This window comes from Microbacterium pratiae (assembly GCF_047302165.1).
Lineage (GTDB): Bacteria > Actinomycetota > Actinomycetes > Actinomycetales > Microbacteriaceae > Microbacterium.
Genome location: NZ_CP154843.1, coordinates 3,234,097 through 3,254,336 on the forward strand (window position 1 = coordinate 3,234,097; position 20,240 = coordinate 3,254,336).

At 69.5% G+C, this 20,240-nt stretch carries 18 protein-coding genes; 9 read left to right on the forward strand and 9 right to left on the reverse strand.

What is annotated here, in order from left to right; genetic code table 11:
* Positions 1–30 precede the first annotated feature (30 nt).
* The 5 genes from ptsP to AA0Y20_RS15425 all read left to right on the forward strand — a co-directional run bounded on the left by ptsP (position 31) and on the right by AA0Y20_RS15425 (position 5,875).
* On the forward strand, positions 31–1,686 hold the full coding sequence (gene ptsP / locus AA0Y20_RS15405) for a phosphoenolpyruvate--protein phosphotransferase (protein ID WP_412936018.1): 1,656 nt from the start codon (positions 31–33) through the stop codon (positions 1,684–1,686).
* Positions 1,687–1,726: 40 nt separating this feature from the next.
* Positions 1,727–3,376 carry a PTS mannitol transporter subunit IICB gene (locus AA0Y20_RS15410; RefSeq protein ID WP_412936021.1) on the forward strand — a complete coding sequence of 550 codons (1,650 nt, stop codon included), beginning with the start codon at positions 1,727–1,729 and terminating at the stop codon, positions 3,374–3,376.
* 86 nt (positions 3,377–3,462) lie between these two features.
* A complete protein-coding gene (locus AA0Y20_RS15415) occupies positions 3,463–3,900 on the forward strand; it encodes a PTS sugar transporter subunit IIA (protein ID WP_412936023.1) in 438 nt (145 codons plus the stop codon).
* The gene (locus AA0Y20_RS15420; RefSeq protein ID WP_412936025.1) at positions 3,897–5,075 is read left to right on the forward strand and encodes a mannitol-1-phosphate 5-dehydrogenase; all 1,179 of its coding nucleotides are present in this window, start codon (positions 3,897–3,899) and stop codon (positions 5,073–5,075) included. The genes AA0Y20_RS15415 and AA0Y20_RS15420 overlap by 4 nt, the downstream gene beginning before the upstream one ends.
* The gene (locus AA0Y20_RS15425) at positions 5,072–5,875 is read left to right on the forward strand and encodes an alpha/beta hydrolase (RefSeq protein WP_412936027.1); all 804 of its coding nucleotides are present in this window, start codon (positions 5,072–5,074) and stop codon (positions 5,873–5,875) included. Before AA0Y20_RS15420 ends, AA0Y20_RS15425 begins: the two co-directional genes overlap by 4 nt.
* Positions 5,876–5,960: 85 nt before the next feature.
* On the opposite strand, the gene AA0Y20_RS15430 is transcribed toward AA0Y20_RS15425, so the two are convergent.
* From AA0Y20_RS15430 to AA0Y20_RS15470, 9 genes are all read right to left on the reverse strand, one after another.
* Positions 5,961–6,869, reverse strand: a complete 909-nt coding sequence (locus AA0Y20_RS15430) for a hypothetical protein (RefSeq protein ID WP_412936029.1) — start codon at positions 6,867–6,869, stop codon at positions 5,961–5,963.
* A 167-nt stretch (positions 6,870–7,036) separates the two neighbouring features.
* Positions 7,037–8,152, reverse strand: a complete 1,116-nt coding sequence (locus tag AA0Y20_RS15435; RefSeq protein ID WP_412936030.1) for an adenosine deaminase — start codon at positions 8,150–8,152, stop codon at positions 7,037–7,039.
* 87 nt (positions 8,153–8,239) lie between these two features.
* Entirely contained in the window at positions 8,240–9,550 is a 1,311-nt protein-coding gene (locus AA0Y20_RS15440; RefSeq protein WP_412936033.1) for a thymidine phosphorylase, read from the reverse strand.
* The gene (locus AA0Y20_RS15445) at positions 9,547–9,948 is read right to left on the reverse strand and encodes a cytidine deaminase (protein WP_023955526.1); all 402 of its coding nucleotides are present in this window, start codon (positions 9,946–9,948) and stop codon (positions 9,547–9,549) included. The genes AA0Y20_RS15440 and AA0Y20_RS15445 overlap by 4 nt, the downstream gene beginning before the upstream one ends.
* A gap of 8 nt (positions 9,949–9,956) precedes the next feature.
* Positions 9,957–11,234, reverse strand: a complete 1,278-nt coding sequence (locus AA0Y20_RS15450) for an ABC transporter permease (protein WP_412936036.1) — start codon at positions 11,232–11,234, stop codon at positions 9,957–9,959.
* Complete coding sequence (locus AA0Y20_RS15455) at positions 11,234–12,574, reverse strand: ABC transporter permease (RefSeq protein WP_412936038.1); 1,341 nt, start codon at positions 12,572–12,574, stop codon at positions 11,234–11,236. Before AA0Y20_RS15455 ends, AA0Y20_RS15450 begins: the two co-directional genes overlap by 1 nt.
* Positions 12,571–14,085, reverse strand: a complete 1,515-nt coding sequence (locus AA0Y20_RS15460) for an ABC transporter ATP-binding protein (RefSeq protein WP_412936041.1) — start codon at positions 14,083–14,085, stop codon at positions 12,571–12,573. Before AA0Y20_RS15460 ends, AA0Y20_RS15455 begins: the two co-directional genes overlap by 4 nt.
* Before the next feature lie 85 nt (positions 14,086–14,170).
* A complete protein-coding gene (locus AA0Y20_RS15465; protein ID WP_412936043.1) occupies positions 14,171–15,283 on the reverse strand; it encodes a BMP family lipoprotein in 1,113 nt (370 codons plus the stop codon).
* A gap of 127 nt (positions 15,284–15,410) precedes the next feature.
* On the reverse strand, positions 15,411–16,526 hold the full coding sequence (locus AA0Y20_RS15470) for a mannose-1-phosphate guanylyltransferase (protein ID WP_412936045.1): 1,116 nt from the start codon (positions 16,524–16,526) through the stop codon (positions 15,411–15,413).
* Between the two features lie 189 nt (positions 16,527–16,715).
* Between AA0Y20_RS15470 and sdhC the strand changes: the two genes are divergently transcribed.
* Genes sdhC through AA0Y20_RS15490 form a run of 4 tightly spaced genes read left to right on the forward strand, consistent with a single transcriptional unit; the run spans position 16,716 to position 20,236 of the window.
* Positions 16,716–17,150 (forward strand): succinate dehydrogenase, cytochrome b556 subunit, encoded by a 435-nt coding sequence (gene sdhC, locus AA0Y20_RS15475; RefSeq protein WP_120264653.1) that lies wholly within the window; start codon positions 16,716–16,718, stop codon positions 17,148–17,150.
* On the forward strand, positions 17,150–17,593 hold the full coding sequence (locus AA0Y20_RS15480) for a succinate dehydrogenase hydrophobic membrane anchor subunit (RefSeq protein ID WP_023955540.1): 444 nt from the start codon (positions 17,150–17,152) through the stop codon (positions 17,591–17,593). Before sdhC ends, AA0Y20_RS15480 begins: the two co-directional genes overlap by 1 nt.
* A gap of 46 nt (positions 17,594–17,639) precedes the next feature.
* Positions 17,640–19,466: a succinate dehydrogenase flavoprotein subunit gene (sdhA, locus tag AA0Y20_RS15485; RefSeq protein WP_412936048.1), complete on the forward strand. Its 1,827-nt coding sequence runs from the start codon at positions 17,640–17,642 to the stop codon at positions 19,464–19,466.
* On the forward strand, positions 19,466–20,236 hold the full coding sequence (locus AA0Y20_RS15490) for a succinate dehydrogenase iron-sulfur subunit (RefSeq protein ID WP_412936051.1): 771 nt from the start codon (positions 19,466–19,468) through the stop codon (positions 20,234–20,236). The genes sdhA and AA0Y20_RS15490 overlap by 1 nt, the downstream gene beginning before the upstream one ends.
* Positions 20,237–20,240 lie beyond the last annotated feature (4 nt).

Consider the following 20,240-nt stretch of genomic DNA (forward strand, 5'->3'; position numbering starts at 1 on the left):
GAACACGGACGATACGAAGGAGATCGAGCAATGAGTGAGCTTCGCGGAGTGGGCATCGGCCTGGGAGTCGCGCAGGGACCGATCGCACGGATGGCGGAGCCGCTTCCCGCACCGAAGGACGAGAAGTCCGCACTGTCCCTCGACGAGGAGACGGCGCGCGTCAAGGACGCCGTCGCCGCTGTCGCGCGCGAGCTCGAACAGCGCGGCGCTCAGGCGGGCGGCGCAGCCCGCGACGTGCTCGAAGCGCAGGCCATGATGGCCGAGGACCCGAGCCTCGAGGCCGAGGTGGCGACCCGCCTGCAGGCCGGCAAGACCGGCGAGTTCGCCGTCTACGACGCCTTCGCCTCGTTCCGCGACCAGCTGTCCGCGATGGGCGGCTATCTCGGCGAGCGCGCCGCGGACCTCGACGACGTCGCGCAGCGCGTCATCGCACACCTCCGCGGCGTCCCCGCCCCGGGCGTTCCCGAGCCCGGCCACCCCTTCGTGCTGGTCGCGAAGGACCTCGCCCCCGCCGACACCGCACTGCTCGACCTCGACATGGTCCTGGCGCTGGTGACCTCCGAAGGCGGCCCGACCTCGCACACCGCGATCCTCGCCCGCGAGAAGTCCATCGTGGCGGTCGTCGGAGTCACGGAGGCAGCGAGCCTCTCCGAGGGCGAGACCGTCATCGTCGACGCGGCGAAGGGCGTCGTCACGACCGACCCGAGCCAGGACGAGCTCGCTCAGGCGCAGAACCGCGCCGACGAGCGCAAGTCGGCGGCATCCGCCCCCATCACCCCCGGCGCGCTCGCCGACGGCACCGCCGTGCCGCTGCTGGCCAACCTCGGCAAGCCCGAGGGCGCGGCGCAGGCCGTCGAGCTCGGCGCCGAAGGCGTCGGCCTGTTCCGCACCGAGTTCCTTTTCCTCAGCTCGGCACAGGCGCCCACCGTCGCGCAGCAGCGCGAGGCCTACACGAAGCTGCTGCAGGCGTTCCCCGGCCAGAAGGTCGTCGTCCGCGCACTGGATGCCGGCGCCGACAAGCCGCTCGCGTTCCTCAACGACGCGCACGAGGAGAACCCCGCGCTGGGGCTCCGCGGCCTGCGCGCCCTCCGCGCGAGCGAGGACATCCTGCGCGAGCAGCTCACCGCGCTCGCCGAGGCGGACGCCGCGACCGAGGCCGACCTGTGGGTCATGGCCCCGATGGTCTCGACCGTCGAGGAGACGCAGTACTTCGTCGAGATCGCGCGCGAGTACGGCATCAAGACCGCCGGAGTCATGGTCGAGGTGCCGTCGTCCGCGCTGCTGGCCGACCACGTCCTCAAGATCGCTGACTTCGCCTCCATCGGCACCAACGACCTCACCCAGTACACGCTCGCCGCCGACCGCCTGCTCGGTTCGGTGTCGTCGTTCCAGGACCCCTGGCACCCGGCCGTGCTGCGCCTCATCCACGAGACCGGCAAGGCGGGCCAGGCCAACGGCAAGCCCGTGGGCATCTGCGGCGAGGCCGCAGCCGACCCGCTGCTGGCCGTCGTGCTCGTGGGCCTCGGTGCCACGAGCCTGTCGATGGCGCCCACCGCGCTCGCCGACGTCCGCGCCACCCTGCTCCACCACACCCTCGACGACGCACGCCGCATCGCCGAAGCCGCCCTGACCGCGACGGACGCGGCCTCGGCACGTGCCGCCGCCCAGACGGCCGCCGGCATCTGATCAGCACCTGCACTGCACCGCACCAGAAGGAGAACCAGAAATGACAACGACGTCAGCCGTCGATAGGAAGACGGGAGGAGCCCGCGTCGCCGTCCAGCGATTCGGGACCTTCCTGTCGGGCATGATCATGCCCAACATCGCTGCCTTCATCGCATGGGGATTCATCACCATGCTGTTCATCCCCGCCGGGTTCCTCGGCGCCGACAGCCCGTTCGGCATCCACTGGTACCCGGTCGCCGACATCATCGGCGGCTCCGGCAACCTGGAGGCGATCGGCTGGCAGGGCGCCATGACGACGCTCGCCGAGAGCGACGGCACCAACGTCGCGGCGTACGTCGGTCTCGTCAGCCCGATGATCACCTACCTGCTGCCCCTGCTTATCGCGAACACCGCGGGCCGCATGGTCTACGGAGAGCGCGGCGGCGTCGTGGCGACGATCGCCACGGTCGGCGTCATCGCGGGCACGAACATCCCGATGTTCCTCGGCGCGATGATCATGGGGCCCCTCGCCGCTGTCGCGGTGAAGTACATGGACCGCATCTGGGACGGCAAGATCAAGCCGGGCTTCGAGATGCTCGTCAACAACTTCTCCGCCGGCATCCTGTCGATGATCCTCGCGGTCGTGGGCTTCTTCGCCTTCGGACCGTTCTTCCGGATCGTCAGCCAGGGCCTCGGCGCGGCCGTCGACTGGCTCGTGAGCCTGAACCTCCTGCCGTTCGTCTCGATCATCGTCGAGCCGGCCAAGGTGCTCTTCCTGAACAACGCGATCAACCACGGTGTCTTCACGCCGCTGGGTGTTCAGCAGAGCGAGGAGTTCGGTCGGTCGATCCTCTTCCTCATCGAGGCCAACCCCGGCCCCGGAATCGGTCTGCTGCTGGCCTTCACCTTCTTCGGTGTCGGCGCGGCCAAGGCTTCCGCTCCGGGTGCGGCGGTGATCCAGTTCGTCGGTGGTATCCACGAGATCTACTTCCCGTACGCGCTGAGCAAGCCGATGCTCATCCTCGCCCTCATCGCCGGCGGTGCGACCGGTGTGACCACCAACATGCTGCTCGGCGGCGGTCTGGCCTTCCCGGCCGCGCCCGGAAGCATCATCGCGGTCGTCGCGGCCGCTCTGCCGGGCGGTGTCGGCAACCTGATCGTGGTGCTGCTGTCGGTCGTCCTGGCCGCGACCGTCACGTTCATCGTGTCGGCGGTCATCCTGCGCGCCACCCGTAAGCGCGACCTCGCCGCGGACGGCTCGGACTTCGAGGCCGCGATCGCGCAGACCGAGGCCAACAAGGGCAAGTCCTCGTCCGCGATGGACTCGCTGCGCCGCGCCGGCGGACGTGATGCCGAGGTGGCCACCGCCGCCGAGGACGCCGCGGCCGGAGCCGGAACCGCGACGGCGACCAAGCCGATCCAGTCGATCGTGTTCGCATGCGACGCGGGCATGGGCTCCTCGGCGATGGGCGCGAGCGTCCTGCGCAACAAGTTCAAGAAGGCGGGCGTCGAGGGTGTCACGGTCGTCAACAAGGCGATCGCGAACCTGGACGGAAGCGCCGACCTCGTCATCACGCAGAACCAGCTCACGGACCGCGCGCGCCAGCGCACGCCCGAGGCGATGCATGTGTCGGTCGACAACTTCATGAACTCGCCGAAGTACGACGAGGTCGTGGACATGGTCCGCAAGCAGCACGACGCCGACGCGTAGGCTCGAAACCCAGACCCGGGGCCGGGGCGGTCCATCCGCCTCGGCCCCGCGTCATCCCCCAGCAACACCACTCGAAGGAGACAGACATGGCACGTGAGGTCCTGAACATCGGTCAGATCCGCATCCACTCCGGAGGCGCGACCCGCGAAGAGGCGATGAAGGAGGCCGCTGACCTGCTCGAGTCGGCCGGCGCCGTGACCTCCGCGTACTTCGACGCCATGCAGCAGCGCGAGCAGACCGTGTCGACCTACATGGGCAACGAGCTCGCCATCCCCCACGGCACCAACGAGACCAAGGATGCGATCCTCGACTCGGCGCTGTCGTTCGTCCGCTACGACGGCGGCGTCGACTGGGGCGGGGAGCCCGTGTCGTTCGTGGTCGGCATCGCCGGCAAGGGCGACGAGCACCTCGACATCCTCTCCCAGATCGCCCTGCTCTTCTCCGAGGAGGATGACGTCGCTCGCCTGAAGGCCGCGCAGACTCCCGACGAGCTGTACGCGCTGCTCGCATCGGTGAACCAGTGAGCACCGCGGTCCACTTCGGAGCCGGCAACATCGGCCGCGGCTTCGTCGGCCTGCTTCTGAACGAAGGCGGCTACGACCTCGTCTTCTCCGACGTCGCCGCTCCCCTGGTCGACGCTATCAACGCCGCCTCCGAGTACACGGTGCACGAGGTCGGCGAGGGCGGCGTCGATCGGACGGTGACCGGATTCCGCGCCCTCAACAGCGCCGAGGACCCGCAGGCGGTCGCGGATGCCGTCGCCGCCGCCGACGTCGTCACGACGGCGGTGGGCCCGACGGTGCTGAAGTTCATCGCACCCCATATCCTCGCCGGCCTCGCGCTGCGCGACCCCGCCGCAGCCCCGCTGGCCGTCATGGCGTGCGAGAACGCGATCGGTGCCACGGACCTGCTGCGCGACGAGATCCGCGCCCAGGCCGGCGACGCGTGGGAGGCCGTCTCGGGCCGCGCGGTCTTCGCCAACACCGCCGTCGACCGCATCGTGCCCGCGCAGCCTGCCGGCGCCGGTGTCGACGTCACGGTCGAGCCCTTCTACGAGTGGGCGATCGAGGCGGGCCCGTTCGGCGACGCACGGCCGAGCATCCCCGGCGCGCACTTCGTCGAGGACCTCGAGCCCTACATCGAGCGCAAGCTCTTCACCGTCAACACCGGCCACGCGACGACGGCCTACTTCGGCGCACAGGCCGGCACCCCGACGGTCGCCGAAGCCCTCGCCGTCCCGGAGATCGCCGCGAGCGTCTCGGCCGCCCTCGAGGAGACGTCGGCCCTGCTCGTGCACAAGCACGGTCTCGACGCCGGCGAGCTCGCGGAGTATCGCGCCACGATCCTCCGCCGGTTCGCGAACCCCGAGCTGCCCGACACCGTCGGCCGGGTGGGCCGCCAGCCCCTCCGCAAGCTCTCGCGGCACGAGCGCTTCATCGGCCCCGCCGCCGAAGCGGCCGAGGCCGGGCTGTCGGTGGATGCGCTGGTCGCGGCGGTCGGCGCCGCCCTCGCGTTCGACGACCCCGAAGACCCTCAGTCCGTCGAGCTGCAGCAGCGCCTGCGCGCGGAGGATGCGGCATCCTTCACCGCCTCGGTGACGGGACTCGAGCCCGCGCACCCGCTGTTCACTCGCGTCGAGCGCGCGGTCTCCGAGCGCCAGTCGGCGATCGGCTCCGCTGTCGGCTCCGACGCTCGATGATCCGAGACGCCGCGGCGGCGCGGGCGACGGGCGACGAGCCCGGGCGCCCGCGCCGGCGGTCACGGGCACGGCGGATCGCGCTCGTCATCGTCCTGTCGATCATCGGAATCGTCGTGGCCGGGGTCGTCGGCATCCTGATCTGGAGCCAGGTCGGAGTCATGGATGCCGAGGCCGGGCCGCTCGACGCTGTCCGTGCTGACGAGCGCGTCGTCATGTCGGAGGTCGGCGGCAGCCTCGTCCTCGAGCCCGCCGCGGGGCCTGCCGAGGTCGGACTCGTGTTCGTCCCCGGCGCCAAGGTGCAAGCCGAGGCGTACGCCGCGATCCTCGCCAACGTCGTGGCCGACGACGACGTCACCGTGGTGATCACACGGCCCTGGCTGAACCTCGCCTTCTTCGACCCCCGCCCGCTCTCGTCGTTCACGGAACTCGCGCCCGGTGTGGACACCTGGCTGGTGGGCGGACACTCGCTCGGCGGCGTGCGCGCCTGCCAGCTCGCCGCAGATGCCGACGGTCTCGTTCTCTTCGGGTCGTACTGCGCGACGGACCTGTCGGCGTCGGGATTGCCCGTGCTCAGCCTGTCCGGCTCGGAGGACGGCCTGACCACCCCGCAGAAGGTGGACGACAACCGCCACCTCCTGCCCGCCGACGCGACGTTCGTGGAGCTCGCCGGCGCGAGCCACGCCTCCTTCGGCGACTACGGTCCCCAGGCGGGCGACGGCACCCCCAGCATCCCCGATCCCGAGATGCGGGCCGAGGTTACCGCGGCCGTGTCCGACCTGCTGGCGTCCCTCCCCCGCTGACTCCGGCCTTCGCGAGGTCCCAGTTCGGCCGGGAACTCGGCGGCTATACCCGGCTGATGTGGGACCTCGGTGAGGCCTCCCGAGGTCAGGGACGCCAGCCCGCGCGGAGGAGGGCGGACCGGACCATGTCGACCGCCGGACGCCCGGTGCCGCGAAGGTGGTGGCGCAGGATCCGCACATGCTCCCAGCCGCTCGCTCGGATTGCGTGCCAGCGGTCGGCGTCGCGCGCGAACTGCGCGTCGTCGAAGGCATGCTGGCGCCCGTCGTACTCCACAGCCACCCGCCATCGCCGATACGCGAGGTCGAGCCGTGCGATGAAGACACCCGATGTCTGTCGCAGCTCCGGATTCAGCTCCGGCTCGGGAAGCCCTGCCCGCTGAAGGACCAGACGCAGGCGCGTCTCCTCCGACGACTCCGAACCCGGCCGGATGTCGGCCAGCGCACGGATGAGCCGGCTGCGCCCACGGGCTGCGTGCAGCTTGACCTCTTCCGCCAGCTGATCGAGGGTCACGAGCCCGCCGCGACCGATGAGGTAGTCGCCCGCCGCGACGAGGTCGTCGTGCTGCCACACCGCACCGACGTGCCGCCACGCGCGGGCAGGATGCTCGAACGGGATGCCGCCGACCGTCCACACCGCCGGAGCACGTTCGCCCAAGCGATGCCCGATGACGCCGTCGACTCGCGGCTCGCGCTTCGGCCGGTGCGCCGCCACGTGCAGGATGAGCGGATCGCTCCCGAACGGGAGCGGCGCTCCGAATCGCGCCAGTGCCGTGTCGTGGCTGAAGAACTGCCAGGGCCGCAGCCGCGCCGCGTACTGCGCGCACCGCTCGGCGACATCCCGCGCGACATCGCCACGCGGTATCCGGACGCCGCGAAACGGGATCTCGAGGTCGCTTGCGTCGAGTCGTCCGGCCGTCACGCCCATCGCTCGGGCGGCTCCGACCGAGAACGGGACTCCGCGCAGCGGTTCGGGCAGGGGCTCGGATCGACGCATTCCGACAGCCTCTGCCTCCTTACCGCCCTCGCGGCTCGGGCGCCCGTGTCTGTGAGCATCCCGGCGCTCACCGCCCCCTGGGCAGAAACCGCGAGGTCCCAGTTCGGCCGGGAATCAGACGTCGAAACCCGGCCCAACTGGGACCTCGAGGGAGAGTCGGAGCGGGGTCAGGCTCCGAAGCCCTCGGCGATGACCTCGATGAGCTCCTCGCGCTCCTCGACCGAGAGGAACGCGCCGGCGGCGGCGTTGAGCTGGAAGGCCTGCAGATCGTCGAGGTCGTAGTCGAAGGTCTGAGCCAGGGTCGCGAGCTCGCGCGTGAGCGACGTGCGGCTCTGCGTGCGGTTGTCGACGTTCACCGTGACCGAGAAGCCCAGCTGGTACAGCAGATCGAAAGGGTGATCCTCCCACTGCGTGCCCCATCCGGCGATGGCGCCGGTCTGCAGGTTCGACGACGGCGACAGCTCGAGCGGGATCTCGCGGTCGCGCACCCACCGTGCCAGGTCGCCGAACTGGACGAGCACCTCTTCGCCCTCACGCGAGACGACGTTGAGGTCGGACGCGATGCGCACGCCGTGGCCGAGCCGCTGCGCACGTCCGTCGATGAGCGCCGAACGGATCGAGTCGAGCCCGGCGGCCTCGCCCGCGTGCACGGTCACGGGGAAGAACTCCGAGGCGAGGTAGTCGAAGGCCTCGCGGTGCTGTGCCGGGAGGAAGCCGTCCTCGGGGCCGGCGATGTCGAACCCCGCGACGCCGCGCCCGCGGTTGTCGACGGCCAGACGTGCGATCTCGAGCGAGCGGTCGGCCTGACGCATGGCCGAGAGGATCTGACCGACACGGATGTCGTGGCCCTGGCCCTCGGCCGCATCCTCACCCTCCTCGATGCCCTGCTGCACCGCGTCGACGGCTTCCTGGAGCGAGAGCCCGCCGCGCAGGTGCTGCTCGGGCGCCCAGCGCACCTCGCCGTAGACCACGCCGTCGCCGGCGAGGTCGGTGACGAACTCCCGGGCGATGCGGCGCAGGCCTTCACGGGTCTGCATGACTGAGAGGGTCACGTCGAAGGTCTTGATGTAGTCGACGAGCGACCCGGAGTCGCTCTGCTCCTCGAACCAGTCGGCGAGGTCGTCGGCGTCGGTCTCGGGCAGGTCGGTGCCGAGCTCGTCCGCCAGCTCGACGATCGTCGCGGGACGTACGCCGCCGTCGAGATGGTCGTGCAGCGACACCTTCGGCAACGACCGCACCGAGGCGCCCTGCAGTGTGGCGTCGGCGTGCTGTTCGATCGGCATGGCGGGCTCCCTGGGGTGAACGAGCGGGTGGGACGGTCGGGACGGACGTACTCTTCGGCGGCATCCGAGCGACGGATGCCGCCCGGGTCAGGCTGTGATGCGCTCGAGGACGAGCGGCCCCGCGGGCGGAGCATCGTCGTCGATCTCCCACGCGCCGTGCAGCGCGTCGAGAGCACGGTCGAACCGCGCACCATCATCGGCCAGCAGGGTGAACAACGGCTGACCGGCGGCGACTTCATCGCCCGGCTTCACGTGCAGGTCGATGCCCGCCGCGTGGATGACCGGGTCCTGCGCACGGGCGCGACCGGCGCCGAGGCGCCAGGCCGCGATACCGAAGGGCAGGGCCTCGAGTCGGGAGATCACGCCGGCGGTCGGCGCGGTGATCGTATGCGTCTCGCGGGGCGTGGGGAGTGCGGCATCCGGGTCGCCGCCCTGCGCCTGGATCATGCGACGCCAGACGTCCATGGCCCGGCCGTCGGCGAGGGCCGCTTCGACGTCGGCATCGGGCTGTCCGGCCAGCGCGAGCATCTCGCGTGCCAGGGCGACGGTCAGCTCGACGACGTCGGCGGGGCCGCCTCCGGCGAGAACCTCCACCGATTCGCGGACCTCGTTCGCGTTACCGATCGCGAGGCCCAGCGGTGCGTTCATGTCGGTGAGGAGCGCGGTCGTCGCAACGCCCGAGTCGGCGCCGAGCGCGACCATCGTGCGGGCGAGCTCGCGTGCCTTGTCGACGTCCTTCATGAAGGCGCCGGAACCGAACTTCACATCGAGCACGAGCGATTCCGTGCCCTCGGCGATCTTCTTCGACATGATGCTCGACGCGATGAGCGGGATGGCCTCGACCGTGCCGGTGACGTCGCGGAGCGCGTAGAGCCGCTTGTCCGCGGGCGCGAGGCCCGAGCCCGCGGCGCAGATCACGGCGCCGACGTCGCGCAGCTGCGCGAACATCTCGTCGTTCGACAGCGCGGCACGCCAGCCGGGGATCGACTCGAGCTTGTCGAGCGTGCCCCCGGTGTGGCCGAGACCACGACCCGACAGCTGCGGCACGGCGACGCCGAACGCCGCGACGAGCGGAGCGAGAGGCAGCGTGATCTTGTCGCCGACACCGCCGGTGGAGTGCTTGTCGACCGTGCGCTTGCCGAGACCGGCGAAGCTCATCCGCTCACCCGAGGCGATCATCGCGTCGGTCATGACGCGGATCTCGTCGCGCTCCATGCCGTTGAGCAGCACCGCCATGGCGAACGCCGCCATCTGCGAGTCGGCCACGTACTCGCGCGTGTACGCGTCGATCATCCAGCGGAGCGCGTCCTCGGGAACGGCTCCTCCGTCGCGCTTGGTGCGGATGACGTCGACGGCGTCGAACGCCTCGACAGCGGATGCGGTGGACTCGGCGCTCATCGGGCGGCCTCCTCGAGGTCGCGGGGCCCGAACGCATCGGGCAGCACCTCGTCGATCGTGCGGATGCCCGAGACGGTCTCGAGCAGCATTCCGGGCAGGGCGAATTCGTTCAGCAGCTGGCGGCACCGACCGCACGGCATGATCGTCTGCCCGTCGTTGTTGACGCACACGAAGGCGACGAGCTGTCCGCCGCCCGACATGTGCAGGTCGCCGACGAGGGCGCACTCGGCGCACAGCCCGACGCCGTACGACGCGTTCTCGACGTTGCATCCCGAGACGATGCGTCCGTCGCTGACGAGCGCGGCCGCGCCCACCCGGTAGCGCGAGTACGGCGCGTAGGCGCGCGTCATGGCTTCCGTCGCGACGGCGCGCAGCTCGTCCCAATCGATGTCTGTCACAGCAGAGGTCACCCCTTGATGTACGGCTTGCCGGCGGCTGCCGGCCCACGGATGTGCCCCGCGAACCCGGCGACCGCGAGGATCGTCACAAGGTACGGCAGCATGAGCATGAACTCGCTGGGGATCGGCGTCCGCAGCACCGTCAGCAGGTTCTGCAGGTTCGTCGCGAACCCGAACAACAGCGCCGCGAGGGTGGCGCGGATCGGATCCCAGCGTCCGAAGATGACGGCGGCGAGGGCGATGAAGCCGAGGCCCGCGGTCATCTCCTTGGTGAACGTCGGCACCGACACCAGCGTGAAGTACGCGCCGCCGGCACCGGCGATCGCACCGGCGAGGCTGACGTTCCAGAATCGGGTCGGGTTGACCTTGATGCCGACGGTGTCCGCCGCCTGCGGGTGCTCGCCGACGGCACGCAGCCGCAGACCCCAGCGCGTGCGGTACAGACCCCACGCGACGAGCCCGACCGTGACGTACATCAGGTAGACGATGAACGTCTGGTTGAACAGCACGGGCCCGATCACCGGGATGTCGCTGAGCAGCGGGATCGGCAGGCGCTGGAACGTCGTCGCGCGGTTGAGCGTCGCCTCGTTGGGTGCGAGGAGCGCTCCGAAGAGGAAGCCGGTGAGGCCGGTCACCAGCACGTTGAGCACGACGCCGACGATCACCTGATCGACGAGGTAGCGGATCGAGAAGACCGCGAGCACGAGGCTCACCAGGACGCCTCCGACCATGGCGGCGATCAGTCCGATGAACGGGTTGCCGGTGATGCTGCCCACGAGCACCGCGCCGAACGCACCGAGCAGGAACTGCCCCTCGATGGCGACGTTCACGACGCCGACCCGTTCGCCGATGACGCCGCCGAGGGCGCCGAAGATGAGCGGGACCGACAGCGACACCGCGCCGAACAGGAGGCCGATGACGGGAACGAGCCCTTCAGCCGCCGCCCAGACGAGGAAGGCGAACACGCCGACGAAACCGGCCACCGCGACGAGCCACGTGCGGGGGCGGCGATAGGCGAGAGCGTCCCACGCCGCGACCGCCGTGATGACGGCCATGAGCGCGAGCAGCGTCCAGCTGGTCGGCCCCGTCGGGAGCGCGACGTCCGGGATCGGGATCGTCGAGCCGCCGTCGGCGAGGCGGAACGTGCTCGTGCCGCCGCGCGGCACCAGGGCGAACAGCAGGGCCAGCAGCAGCGTGGCGACGCCGAGGGCGATCGCCGGCTTGAGGTGGCGAACCTTCACCGCGGCGGGAGCTGCGGCGGCGGAGGTCAGATCGGTCGTTGCCATCAGGCACCCGCCTTCACAGCGGCGCGACGCGACGAGTTCTTCGTGCGGCCCGACGCGCGCTTCTCAGCTTCGGTCTTGGGGAGGAAGAAGATCGTCCGCACGAGCGGCGGGGCCGCGATGAACAGGACGATGAGCGCCTGCACCACGAGCACGATCTCGACGGGGATGCCCTCCGAGCCCTGCATCGTGAAGCTGCCCGCCTTGAGCGCGCCGAGCAGGATGCCGGCCGCGAACACGCCCCACGGACGCGACCGCCCGAGCAGGGCGACGGTGATGGCGTCGAAGCCGATGCCCGCGTCGATCGACCCGGTGAAGCCGGTGGTGACCTGGCCCTGCACCTGGTTCATGGCGGCGAGACCTGCGAGCCCCCCGGCGAAGAGCATCGCGTAGATGTACATGCGCTCGACCGAGATGCCTGCCGCGCGTGCGGCGTGCGGGTTCTCACCCACGGCACGCAGACGCAGGCCGAGGCTCGAGCGCTCGATGACCCACCACACGACGATCGTCGCGATGATGACGACGATGAAGCCCCAGTCCAGCAGGGGGTACTGCGGGCCGAGCAGCTCGGGGAACTGCGCCGACTCCGGGGTGCGCAACGAGATCGACTGCGTCGTGCCGGCCTGCTGCAGCAGCGAGGGGGTCCGCACCATCCAGCTGACGAGGTAGTAGGCGATGTAGTTGAGCATGATCGTGAGGATCACCTCGTGCGCGCCGGTGCGCGCCTTCAGCAGACCGACGAGCCCGCCCCACAGCGCGCCGCCCAGGATGCCGGCGATCAGCGTCAGCGGCAGGTGGATGAACATCGGCAGATCGAGGTTGAACGTCACGAGAGCGGCGAAAGCAGCCCCGATGAGGATCTGACCGCGGCCGCCGATGTTGAACAGACCGGCGCGGAACGCCAGCGCGACGCCGAGTCCGGCGGCGATCAGGGGCGCCGCGAAGCCGAGAGTGTTCGTCAGCGGACGGATCTGCGTCGCGAAGTCATCGACCCGGGTGTTGAAGACGGCGCCGCGGAACAGCGCGTCGTAGCCGCCCGACACCGATTGCCAGATCGCGGCGAGGGTGTCGCCCGGGCGAGCGAAGAAGTATCCGGATGCCGCGGCCACCCGCTCATCCGTGACGGCCATCATGATGCCGCCGACGATGAGCGCCAGCACGATGGCGAGCACGGTGATGACGGCGCTGCTGCGCATCACCTCGGTGATGATGCGGTTCGACGTCGGCGGCGGTGCCACCTCGGGGGTGCCCGTCAGCGGGCCGCTGACAGGGGGCAGCTGCGAGTCCGCGGGCTCGGCGGGCAGGTCGGAACCGGGACCGGCACCGGGCGTGGGGGTGGTCATGCTGCTGACTCCTCGGGAACCTCGCCGGCCATCATCAGGCCGAGCACGTCGCGCGGCGTCGTCGCCGGCACCACGCCGACGATGCGCCCGCGGTACATCACCGCGATGCGGTCGGCCAGGGCGACCACCTCGTCGAGCTCGGTCGAGACGACGAGGACGGCGACGCCGGAGTCACGGGCCTCGATGATGCGCTTGTGGATGAATTCGATGCTGCCGACGTCGACGCCGCGCGTCGGCTGCGCTGCGACGAGCAGACGCAGCGGGCGGGCCATCTCGCGTGCGATGACGACCTTCTGCTGGTTGCCGCCCGACAGCGTGCCGACCGGGGTGTCGGGGCCCTGCGTGCGGATGTCGTATTCGGCGATGCGCTCGCGCGCGAACGCCTCGAGGGCGCGGCGGTCGATCGTGCCTGCGCGAGTGAAGGCGCGGTCGCCCGAGCGGTCGAGGATGAGGTTCTCCTGCACGGAGAACGCCCCGACGAGCCCGTCCTCCTTGCGGTCCTCGGGCACGAACCCGACGCCGCGATCGAGGATGCCGCGCACACTGCGTCCACCCAGCTCGTCGCCGTCGAGGCGGATCGAGCCGTGGTCGATCGGCAGGAGGCCGAGGATCGCCTCGACGATCTCGGTCTGGCCGTTGCCCTGCACGCCGGCGACGGCCACGACCTCGCCCGAGCGCACCTGCAGGTCGACGTCGTCCACGACGACGATCCCCGAGGGCGTGACGACGCGGATGCCGTCGAGGACGAGGCCGCCCTCCCCCACGTTCGGAGCGCCCTTGGCGACGACCATCTCGACGGGCCGGCCGACCATGAGCGCCGCCAGCTCGGCGTTGCTCGCCGTCGGCGAGGCCTCGCCGACGACCTTGCCCAGCCGGATGACGGTGATGCGGTCCGCGACTTCGCGGACCTCGCGCAGCTTGTGGGTGATGAAGACGATCGAGGTGCCCTCGTCGCGCAGCTGGCGCATGATCGCCATGAGCTCGTCGGTCTCCTGCGGAGTGAGCACGGCGGTGGGCTCGTCGAACACGAGGACCTTCGCCTCGCGCGAGAGCGCCTTGATGATCTCGACGCGCTGCTGCACGCCGACGGGCAGATCTCCGACGACGGCGTCGGGGTCGATCTGGAAGCCGAAGCGGTCGGCCACGGCGCGCACGTGGGCACGGGCCGCGGCGAGGTCGAGCACGCCGAGGCCCTTGGTGTTCTCGTGACCGAGCATGACGTTCTCGGCGACGGTGAAGACCGGCACGAGCATGAAGTGCTGGTGCACCATGCCGATGCCCGCACCCATGGCGTCACCGGGTCCGCGGAAGTCCTGGACGACGTCGTCGAGGAGGATGTGTCCCTCGTCGGCCTGATAGAGGCCGTAGAGGACGTTCATGAGAGTCGACTTGCCGGCACCGTTCTCTCCGAGGAGAGCGTGGATCTCGCCCGGCCGGACGACGAGGTCGATGTGATCGTTGGCGACCAGGGTGCCGAAGCGCTTGGTGATGCCCCGGAGTTCGAGCTTCATGTCGGCCAATCTATGCGACGGATGGTGGGTGGACAGCGGTCGGGGCCGGGGAACTTTCGTCCCCCGGCCCCGACGACTCACGAGCTCACGGAGAGTTCGGCGAGTCCACGGTGATGTCACCGGCGACGATCGCCTCCTGCAGGGCGGTCAGCTCGTCGGCGAGACCGGCCGGCAGACGCGACTCGAAGTCGTGGAAGCTCGAGAGCTTGACGCCCTCGTTCTTCAGCGTTCCGACGTACGGGTCGGTCGTGAAGTCACCGCTCTGAGCCGCGACGGTGGCGTCGTAGACGGCGACGTCGATCGCCTTCTGGATCGACACGAGCGTCAGGTCGGCGACCGTGTCGTCGGAGACGGCGAGGTCGCTGTCGACGCCGAGCATGACGACGTCGCTGTTGCCCTCGCGGATGGCCTGCGCGGCGCTCTGGTAGATCGGACCGCCGACGGGCAGGATCACGTCGACACCCTGGTCGAGGATGCCCTGCGCGACCTGCTTGGCCGTGTCGTTGGCGGTGAAGCCGCCCGTGAAGTTGCCGTCCTGAGCGGTGATGTCCCAGCCGACGACGCCGACGTTCGCGCCCTTGTCCTCGTTGTACTTCTCGACACCCAGCTGGAAGCCGTCCATGAAGACGGTGACCGAGTTGAACTTGTCGCCACCGAAGGTGCCGACCTTGTTCACGCCTGCCTCGGCCGACCAGGAGGCCGCCGCGTAGCCGCCGAGGTAGGCGGCCTCTGCGGTGTTGAACACCAGCGGCTTGATGTTGGGGGCGTCGGTCTTGCCGTCGAAGTCGGTGTCGGCGTAGTCGTCGATGATCGCGTAGTCGATGTCGGGGTTCGCGGTGGCCGACGCGACGGTTGCCGGTGCGAGCTTGTAGCCGACGGCGACGATCAGGTTGCAGCCCTCCGAGACGAGCGTCTCGAGGTTGGGCGCGTAGTCGTTCTCGGTCGTGGACTCGACCTCGATCGATTCCACGCCGAGCTCCTTGGCCGCGCGGTCCATGCCTTCCTTGGCCGACTGGTTGAACGAACGGTCGTTCCAGCCGCCCTCGTCGGAGACGAGGCAGGGGGTGAAGTCCGAGCCCGCCTCGGGTGCGGCGGATCCGCTGGCCTCATCGGGTGCGGCTCCGCAGCCGGCGAGGGCGACGAGAAGGCCCGCGGCAGCTGTGATGCCGACGAGCTTCTGAGGGGTCGAGAGTGTCAATGCAGCCTCCACATTGAAGGCGCCGCGGACTTCGCGGCGGCTGGAATGAAGTTACCTACTGTTTCGTCCGGGTTGCACCTCGGACGCACCCCGCCTCGCGAATGGTTACAAAGACGCAATGTGCGCGTCACAGAACGTCGCCGCGGCCCGTCAGCTTGAGGGCGTCGACGACGTGCTTGACGCGCTGGGCGTTCTCGCTCGTGGTCACCAGGAGCGCGTCGGGAGTGTCGACCACGACGATGTCCTTGACGCCGATGAGGCTGATGACGCGCGACGTGTGACTCACGACGATGCCGCTGGCGGCGTCGGAGAGGATACGGGCGTTCTCTCCCAGGATCGCGAGGTCGTTCTTGCGCCCGTTGGAGTTCAGCTTGGCGAGGCTCGCGAAGTCGCCCACGTCGTCCCAGTCGAAATGCCCCGGCACCACGGCGAGCTTGCCCTTCTCGGCGGCGGGCTCCGCGACGACGTAGTCGATCGCGATCTTCTTCAGCCGCGGCCAGATGCGGTCGACGGCGGGACCGCGTCGGTCGCGGTCGTCCCAGGCCTCGGCGAGCTCGAGCAGACCCGCGTGCAGTTCGGGGCTGTTCGCCTCGATCTCGGCGAGCAGGACGTCGGCACGCGAGATGAACATGCCCGCGTTCCAGAGGTACGAGCGGTCTGCGACGTAGGCCCGCGCGGTATCGAGGTCGGGCTTCTCGACGAACCGCTCCACGAGGGACGCGTCGCGCGCGCCCTCGACGATCAGCTCGCCGCCGCGCTTGATGTAGCCGAATCCGACAGCCGGCTCGGACGGGGTGATGCCGATCGTGCAGATGTAGCCCTCGCGGGCGACCTCGACCGCGTCGCGCACCGCGAACTCGAACACCCGGCTGCCGCGGATCACGTGATCGGCCGCGAACGAGCCGATGATGACGTCGGGGTGCCGGCGGTGCAGGATCGCCGCGGCGAGACCGATCGCCGCAGCGGAGTCGCGCGGCTCCGACTCGAGGAAGACGTTCTTGTCGGGGATGCCGGGAAGCTGAGCCTCGACCGCGGCGCGATGCGCGCGCCCGGTGACCACCGCGATGCGATCGGGACCCGAGAGCGGCGCGAGCCGATCCCACGTGTCGCGCAGCAGCGAGTGCCCGGACCCGGTGAGGTCGTGCAGGAACTTGGGGGCGTCGGCGCGCGACAGCGGCCACAGCCTGCTTCCCACCCCTCCCGCGGGGATGACGGCGTAGAAGTCCGGGATCTCGTCGACCATGCTCCGAGCGTACCCGCGCATCCGCGGCGCCCCCGGCGCAAGAACCCGCTTTCTTTAGGGTGCCCTTCGTCGCCCCGCGTCATTTTCCCGGCCTAGAATCGAGGAGCGCCCATGTGACGCCGGGGGTGAACCACCCCACCGGGGCATCGATCGCCCCCACGAACCGTGTTCGATCCAGGGAGGACGACCGTGTCTGCACCAGCACGCGTCACACCGTCGGTGGCCCAGACCACATCCAAGACCCCGCGCGGCACGCTGTACCGCGGCAATGAGGGCATGTGGTCGTGGGTGCTCCACCGCATCACCGGCGTGGCCATCTTCTTCTTCCTCTTGGTCCACGTGCTCGACACCGCGCTGATCCGCGTGTCGCCCGAGGCCTACGACGCCGTCATCGGCACCTACAAGAACCCGATCATGGGCCTCGGCGAGGTCGCCCTCGTCGCCGCGATCGTCTACCACGCGTTCAACGGCCTGCGCATCATCGCGGTCGATCTCTGGCCGTGGGCCACGCGCCACCAGCGTCAGCTGTGGTGGGGCGTCCTGGCGGTCTGGGCCGTCACGATCGTCGGCTTCGCAGCCCGTCACGTCCCCATCGTTCTCTCCGAGATTGGAGGGGGTCACTGATGACCGCCGACACCCTTGCCGCTCCCCGCAGCCCGCAGGTTCGCAAGAAGGGCGCCAACCTCGAGAAGTGGGGCTGGGTCTACATGCGCGCCTCCGGCGTGCTGCTGGTCGTCCTGATCTTCGGCCACCTCTTCGTCAACCTGATGCTCGGCGAGGGCATCAAGGGCATCGACTTCGCCTTCGTGGCCGGCAAGTTCGCCAGCCCGTTCTGGCAGTGGTGGGACGTCCTCATGCTGTGGCTCGCACTGATCCACGGCGCCAACGGCATGCGCACGATCGTGAACGACTACGTCACCGGCGCGACCGCCCGCAAGGTCCTCGTGTGGGCGATCTGGCTCTCCGCCGGCCTGCTGATCCTGCTCGGCACCCTGGTCGTGTTCACCTTCGACCCCTGCCTCGGAGTGACGGCGGACAGCATGCTCTGGGAGACCTGCCAGGGCTGACCCTGCGCTCCGACGACGTGAATCACAGCAACGAAAGGCTCGCCGAGTGAGCACCCAGACCGAAGATGTCGTCGTCAAGGACGGCATCCACTATCACCAGTTCGACATCGTCATCGTCGGCGCCGGCGGCGCCGGGATGCGGGCGGCGATCGAGGCCGGTCCGGGCGCTCGGACCGCGGTGATCTCGAAGCTGTACCCGACCCGCTCGCACACCGGTGCGGCTCAGGGCGGCATGGCTGCGGCGCTCGCCAACGTCGAAGAGGACTCGTGGGAGTGGCACACCTTCGACACCGTCAAGGGCGGCGACTACCTCGTCGATCAGGACGCGGCGGAGATCCTCGCGAAGGAGGCCATCGACGCGGTCATCGACCTCGAGAACATGGGCCTGCCCTTCAACCGCACCCCCGAGGGCAAGATCGACCAGCGACGCTTCGGCGGCCACACCGCCGACCACGGCAAGTCGCCGGTGCGCCGCGCCTGCTACGCGGCCGACCGCACGGGCCACATGATCCTGCAGACGCTGTTCCAGAACTGCGTCAAGCTCGGCATCAACTTCTTCAACGAGTACTACGTGCTCGACCTGATCACGGTGACGGCGCCCGACGGCTCGACCCAGACCGCCGGCGTGGTCGCCTACGACCTGGCGACCGGCGACCTGCACGTCTTCCACTCGAAGGCCGTCATCTTCGCCACCGGCGGCTTCGGCAAGATCTACAAGACCACCTCGAACGCGCACACCCTCACGGGTGACGGCGTCGGCATCGTGTGGCGCAAGGGTCTGCCGCTCGAGGACATGGAGTTCTTCCAGTTCCACCCGACCGGCCTCGCCGGTCTCGGCATCCTTCTCACGGAGGGCGCGCGCGGCGAGGGAGCGATCCTCCGCAACGCGTCGGGTGAGCGGTTCATGGAGCGCTACGCCCCCACGATCAAGGACCTCGCTCCCCGCGACATCGTCTCGCGATGCATGCAGCAGGAGGTCGCCGAGGGCCGCGGTGCCGGCCCGCACCGCGACTACGTGCTGCTCGACTGCACGCACCTGGGCGCCGAGGTCCTCGAGACCAAGCTCCCCGACATCACCGAGTTCGCACGCACCTACCTCGGTGTCGACCCGGTCGTGGAGCCCGTGCCCGTCATGCCCACCGCGCACTACGCGATGGGCGGCATCCCCACCAACGTCAAGGCCGAGGTCCTCGCCGACAACACCACCGTCGTCCCGGGCCTCTACGCCGCCGGCGAGTGCGCGTGCGTCTCGGTGCACGGGTCGAACCGCCTCGGCACCAACTCGCTGCTCGACATCAACGTCTTCGGAAAGCGCGCCGGCCGCAACGCCGTCGAGTACGTCAAGACCGCCGACTTCGTGCCGCTGCCGGAGAACCCCGCCAAGGACGTCCGCGACCTCATCGAGGGCGTCCGCAACAACCCCGGCACCGAGCGCATCGCCGTCCTGCGCAAGACGCTCCAGGACGAGATGGACAAGGGCGCTCAGGTGTTCCGCACCGAGGAGTCGCTCCTGCACGTCATGGACGTCATCGCCGACCTGCGCGAGCGGTTCAAGAACATCCACGTCGACGACAAGGGCAAGCGGTTCAACACCGATCTGCTCGAAGCGGTCGAGCTGGGCTTCCTGCTCGACATCGCCGAGGTCGTCGTGGTCGCCGCACGCAACCGCAAGGAGAGCCGCGGCGGGCACATGCGCGACGACTTCCCGACGCGCGACGACGAGAACTACATGAAGCACACGATGGCCTACCTGTCGGGCGACCCCCACTCGTCGCACGCCGAGGACCACATCCGGCTCGACTGGAAGCCCGTCGTGTTCACCAAGAACGAGGCCGGGGAACTGCGTTACCCGCCGCTGGAGAGGAAGTACTGATGACGATCGTCGAGACGGATGCCACGGCCCCTGCCGAGGCGGCGAACGACACCGGCATCCAATCGTTCCTGGTCACCTTCATCATTCGGCGCTTCGACCCCGAGGTCGACAGCGAGCCGAAGTGGGTCGACTACGACGTCGAGCTGTATTCGACGGACCGCGTCCTCGACGCCCTGCACAAGATCAAGTGGGACGTCGACGGGTCGCTGACCTTCCGTCGCTCGTGTGCCCACGGCATCTGCGGGTCCGACGCGATGCGCATCAACGGCCGCAACCGCCTGGCCTGCAAGACGCTCATCAAGGACCTCGACATCTCGCAGCCGATCTACGTCGAGGCCATCAAGGGCCTGCCGCTGGAGAAGGACCTCGTCGTCGACATGGAGCCGTTCTTCGCGTCGTACCGCGAGGTGCAGCCGTTCCTCATCGCCAACTCGAAGCCCGAGGCCGGCAAGGAGCGCATCCAGTCCATCGCCGACCGCGAGATCTTCGACGACACCACGAAGTGCATCCTGTGCGCCGCGTGCACGTCGTCGTGCCCCGTGTTCTGGACCGACGGCCAGTACTTCGGCCCGGCCGCGATCGTCAACGCGCACCGCTTCATCTTCGACTCGCGCGACGACGCCGGCGATGTCCGCCTCGACATCCTCAACGACAAGGAGGGCGTGTGGCGCTGCCGCACGACCTTCAACTGCACCGAGGCCTGCCCGCGCGGCATCGAGGTCACGAAGGCGATCGCCGAGGTCAAGCAGGCGGTTCTGCGCGGCCGTTGAGTCG